Origin of the sequence: Methylocaldum sp. (genome assembly GCF_039794385.1) — a bacterium.
GTDB lineage: Bacteria > Pseudomonadota > Gammaproteobacteria > Methylococcales > Methylococcaceae > Methylocaldum.
In genome coordinates this window covers 1-4,247 of the sequence record NZ_JBDIVO010000380.1, presented here as the reverse complement: position 1 = coordinate 4,247, position 4,247 = coordinate 1, and the positions used below count along the sequence as shown (strand labels likewise).

General features: G+C 60.6%; 8 protein-coding genes. All 8 read left to right on the top strand.

The window, feature by feature from the left end:
* The first annotated feature begins 155 nt into the window (after positions 1-155).
* A complete protein-coding gene (locus ABJK70_RS21130; protein WP_347259025.1) occupies positions 156-689 on the top strand; it encodes a terminase small subunit in 534 nt (177 codons plus the stop codon).
* A complete protein-coding gene (locus tag ABJK70_RS21125; protein WP_347259024.1) occupies positions 686-1,009 on the top strand; it encodes a hypothetical protein in 324 nt (107 codons plus the stop codon). Before ABJK70_RS21130 ends, ABJK70_RS21125 begins: the two co-directional genes overlap by 4 nt.
* Before the next feature lie 120 nt (positions 1,010-1,129).
* A complete protein-coding gene (locus ABJK70_RS21120; RefSeq protein WP_347259023.1) occupies positions 1,130-1,591 on the top strand; it encodes a hypothetical protein in 462 nt (153 codons plus the stop codon).
* Between the two features lie 17 nt (positions 1,592-1,608).
* Positions 1,609-2,208, top strand: coding sequence for a hypothetical protein (locus ABJK70_RS21115; RefSeq protein ID WP_347259022.1), 600 nt, complete (start codon positions 1,609-1,611; stop codon positions 2,206-2,208).
* A 3-nt stretch (positions 2,209-2,211) separates the two neighbouring features.
* Positions 2,212-2,709, top strand: a complete 498-nt coding sequence (locus ABJK70_RS21110) for a hypothetical protein (protein ID WP_347259021.1) — start codon at positions 2,212-2,214, stop codon at positions 2,707-2,709.
* Positions 2,710-3,063 (top strand): hypothetical protein, encoded by a 354-nt coding sequence (locus ABJK70_RS21105; RefSeq protein WP_347259020.1) that lies wholly within the window; start codon positions 2,710-2,712, stop codon positions 3,061-3,063.
* A 178-nt stretch (positions 3,064-3,241) separates the two neighbouring features.
* Positions 3,242-3,793, top strand: coding sequence for a hypothetical protein (locus tag ABJK70_RS21100; protein ID WP_347259019.1), 552 nt, complete (start codon positions 3,242-3,244; stop codon positions 3,791-3,793).
* 10 nt (positions 3,794-3,803) lie between these two features.
* Positions 3,804-4,247: hypothetical protein (locus tag ABJK70_RS21095; RefSeq protein WP_347259018.1), on the top strand; the 444-nt coding region annotated here is incomplete at its 3' end.

The window sequence follows — 4,247 nt, the reverse complement described above, 5'->3', positions numbered from 1 at the left end:
AGCCCAAAAAAGGCGCACGATGAAGGGTCGGACCCGCGCTGATCACGGTCCTCCCACCGGCCGGGGGCAGTGCGGGCGGCAAGACCCCGAACAAACGCTAGTCACTGATTTTTAAAGAACTTTAGTCGCTCATAAATAGTACGGGTAACATATACATGAACGCAAAAGAGTTATCGCAGGCGCTCGGGGTCAGTCCCATGGCCATCACCAACTGGACCCGCGAGGGCATGCCTCACCGGCGCTCGAAAAATCGGGGGCGCTCGAACGAGTATGACTTCGGTGAATGTCTGACGTGGGCGCGCGAGAACGGCAAGGCGCTTGTCCCGCGCCTGGACCGCAAGGCCGAAGGGGCGTTGACTGCGGACACACAAAATTCGGAACTGGCAGAGATGCGGGTACGCCGGGAGCGAGCGATGGCTGAAAAGCTCGAGCGCGAGAACGCGGTTCGCGCAGGCGAGCTGATCGACCGCGCAGGATCCGAGCGAGCGCAGCGCCAAATAGCCCGAACCCTACGTGATGCTCTCGTAGAAACCTTACCGACGCGACTCGCGCCAGAGCTGGCCGCAATCGTCGACGTTTGGAGCCTTGAGTGTCGGCTTCGTGACGCGATCCGTGGGGAACTGCGCGCGATCTGCGACGTTTTAACCGATGAAGCCCAGTGGCTTCAGAAGAGTGAGGCTGAAAAATGAAAAACAGTGGAGCTAATGCATACTTCGGAGCCTTTTCGGCCGGTCTCGGCGGCCATGAGCTGCCGGAACCTGATCATGAAGCTCATATCGATTCTCTTAATGAGCAAATCAACAAGGCCCTTGAATTGATCGATCTGCAAAACGCCGAAATCGATCGCCTGGAGAGTGTGGCGGACAAGCTCGCCCGCGCCGTAATCTTTATCAACGAGGACGGCACCGTCGATGTTGATTTGCATCGTGACTACATGGCGGCGCTCGAAGCTGCACAGGGATCGCTGCGGGCTATCGCGGCCGGCGCGATTCGGTCGCGACTACAATGACGCGGAACCCCATCGAAACCGGCGGCGAGCTGCTTGACGGAGCGCGGGAGGCCGTTGCACGGCGGCTTGGGGGCGATTGGACCGCCGAGGCGCTGGGGTGGCTCGCTGACGGAGGTCGGCATGATCGACGCCGATAGTTTGGGTGAGCTGCTTGATAACGGCCGCGCATCCGATCTTGTGGTCGAGTGGTTGCGGCAAGGCCTTGTGCTCGCCATTGAATCGGGCGACTCCTTGGAGCGCTGCTTAGGGCTCCCCGAGATTGGCGGCCGGAGCTGGCGCGACTATTTCCGGCACCGCCGCGCTAAGGACCTTCTGCGCGAAGCCGCGTCGATGATCCCAGCCGGTGACAGCTGGACCAAGGCCGCGTTGCTCAGCCGGGAAATCATCGCTTTCCGCCGCTACCGATGGCCGCGGCTCCAAGGTCTTGCCGAACCGCCCGAAACCTTGCCCGACTTGGAAAAGGTGCTGTTTCAGATTTTTAAGGCCAAAAGCGGCCATCCACCAGAATCCGCGAACCGCATATTTGAGCTGCTAATCGACAAGGTGGGGCATTCAAGCCGAGTACCAGATACGGCAAAGTAACGCCTACGGAGGTTCACATGAATATTGATTTCACAAAACTAAATCGCCTCGAAGAGGCTGCCCGACAGCAGCATGCAGTTCTTCGCGACATCGAAGACCGCCTGAACGAAACGCGGGCGACCTTCCAGAGGGCGCGTTCAACGCTCGAGATCAATCTCGACGGGCAGCCACGCGGGCCGCTGAAGGATGTGCTCCGCGACTGGTTGGACCGTGGTTGCCGTTTCCCGGTGCCGAGCCTGCCTAACGAACAAACGCCGGCCGGTCGCCGCCCGGATGGAACAATCGATCTGGGTGACCGCCCGAACCCCTGGCGGCCGCATCTTGAGCGTCTTGCCGATCTACGCGACCGTGTTGACAGCTTGGAGGCCGAGCGCGCGCGTGCGTATGAGCGATGGCAGGAGCTTAACGCTCCCCTCGATCGGTTGCGCCAGTTTGTGCGGGAATACGGCCGCAAGCCGCAAACCACGAGTGTTCGGTTAGCGAACGAAGCCGTTGCGCCTGTCGCCGTCCCCACCATGGAGGCGGCCCTGGGGCGAGCGGCCGCACAAAGCCCCAGTGTAGCGGCATCGGCGCCGCCGACCGGCATGCTCGCGCGCCTATTCGGAAAAGGAGGGTAATCGATGGAAAGCATCACACTCGAAGCTGAGCTTGAACGGCTCCGCTCGGAAATCTCGACGGTCCGTGAAAAAATCGCGTGGCTCGATGGCTCACCGCTGACCTTGGCGGAAGCCAAACACCAGGCTAGCGAGAGCGTGCGGCATATCGCAAAAAACAGCCGACTGCCTGGCAAGGTCGGATATTTCGCGCACAGCGGCTATGTTGGCGCTGGCCTGGCGGATGGCGACGACCCGGTCAGCCTGCTATGCGCATTGGCCCCGGAAGTTGTTGAACGTGGGCTCCACCGTCTGCTGGAGACGCAATACGAATTTATCGAACCCGGTCCGGCGTCAAAAGATCGCCCCAAGATCAGACGAGAGCTCGAAGAGCAGCTGTTTTCTCTCGAGATTCGCGAGGAAAAGCTCATTTGCCGCTGGGAAGTCGAGCACGGCGCAGTCCACCCGCGCCGACCGGATTGCAGTCCAGCCATTGTTTTGGTCGCAGACCCGGAGGCTACCTAAATGAAAACGTCACAAAAACAAAATTACGCTTTTAAAAGCGAAATCATCGAGCTTTTCGGCGCTGATGGGCAATCGACCGTTTTCAAGGTTGCCGCTGACTCGCCGACCGGCTACCGGAAGCTGACTCCGATCGCGGGCGGTTTCCGGTGGCTACCGGCGACGGCGGGCGAAGTCAAAACCGTCGAGCGCGCCCTCGAAGGCCTGATGACCGAGCGCGAGCACATGGAGCAGGCCAGCAACGAATATTGGGCGCGTCTAGGTGCCGTTCCCGATCCAGGCGCGGTCGCCGGATCGGGAGCACCGGCTGCCGATCCGGCAACACAAGATGCCTGGTCCAACTATCTCGGGCATTAACTCAGTCCTCGTACCGCTGCACCGTGTCCGGCGTGTAAATGTAGCGGTAGCGGAGGTCACGCCGGACACCTTTTCAAGGGGCGCTTCCCTCTTTGGCGCGAGCGGTCTCCCTGGGTCTCCGTCGCTCATGGAACCCGCACGACCGCCCCTTCCTTCTCTCGTCACCAAGGGTGTGTCAATGAGCACGATCGTCACTGAAATCAAGGGCATCGACGGCGTTGCTCGGGAGTTAAACGCGTTTCCCGAGCAAGCCGAACGCGCAGAACAGCGTGCGACCCGGAAAACCATAAAATGGGCGGAACGGATGTTGCGCCGGGAGCTGGCGCTCGCCCACGAAATCCCGTTCAAATCGATTCGGGAGGCTCGCCGGGTGCAATCCAACCGCAAAGCGATTTGGCTCGGCTACAACCCGGTGAAAGCCGGGGCCGCCGGCAAGTTGGATCAGCTCGAAGGCGGCGCGATGGCCGGCAGGTATTACTTCGAGAGCGCGTTTATGGCATCACTGCGAAGCGGGCATGAAAGCATTTTCAAACGTCGGCCGCATCTCGATAAACATAGCCGAGGCCGCCCGACCCACTGGAAACCGAACCTTTCGGTCGACGAACAAGAGGTCGCGCTGACCAAGGCCGAAGCCGTTGCCGCGCGCGAGGCCGAAAAGATCGAAAGCCGGTTTTTCCAGACGCTTCGGCAGGAACTTAATTACGAAATGAACGTCCGGGGCTCCCGGTAAGGACATCGTCATGGCAGAAAAAAAACTCAATTTATCGATCATCCTTCGCGCCGTCGACCAAGCCACGGGCCCGATCAAGAAACTCAACGGCCAATTGCAGGCAATGAACGCACCCGTCAAGCGGCTATCGTTCGAAATGGACAAATTCGCGCGGCTCTCGGGCCTGTCGGCTGTGAAAACGGGCCTGGCCGATGTCGGCCGCGAGGCGACGGCGCTGACCGCGAAAGTCACCGCCCTGGGCGCAGGCCTGGCGTTCGCCTTCAATCGCACGTTTGTCATGCCGCATGCGGAGCTGAAGAGGTTGCAACAATCCATCATCGAGCTGGAGGGCAGCGCCGAGGCCGGCGGCAAGGCGATGGCGTGGATTCAGACTTTCGCCCGAGATACCCCGCTCGACATCTCCGAAACCGCGAAGGCCTTCCGGTCGCTGCGCATGGTCGGCATCGATCCGATG

Excerpts from the sequence above, each read along its gene's own strand:
- ABJK70_RS21130 (WP_347259025.1), top strand. The coding sequence starts at position 156 with ATGAACGCAAAAGAGTTATCGCAGGCGCTCGGGGTCAGTCCCATGGCC.
- ABJK70_RS21110 (WP_347259021.1), top strand. The coding sequence starts at position 2,212 with ATGGAAAGCATCACACTCGAAGCTGAGCTTGAACGGCTCCGCTCGGAA.
- ABJK70_RS21125 (WP_347259024.1), top strand. The coding sequence starts at position 686 with ATGAAAAACAGTGGAGCTAATGCATACTTCGGAGCCTTTTCGGCCGGT.
- ABJK70_RS21115 (WP_347259022.1), top strand. The coding sequence starts at position 1,609 with ATGAATATTGATTTCACAAAACTAAATCGCCTCGAAGAGGCTGCCCGA.
- ABJK70_RS21105 (WP_347259020.1), top strand. The coding sequence starts at position 2,710 with ATGAAAACGTCACAAAAACAAAATTACGCTTTTAAAAGCGAAATCATC.
- ABJK70_RS21100 (WP_347259019.1), top strand. The coding sequence starts at position 3,242 with ATGAGCACGATCGTCACTGAAATCAAGGGCATCGACGGCGTTGCTCGG.
- ABJK70_RS21120 (WP_347259023.1), top strand. The coding sequence starts at position 1,130 with ATGATCGACGCCGATAGTTTGGGTGAGCTGCTTGATAACGGCCGCGCA.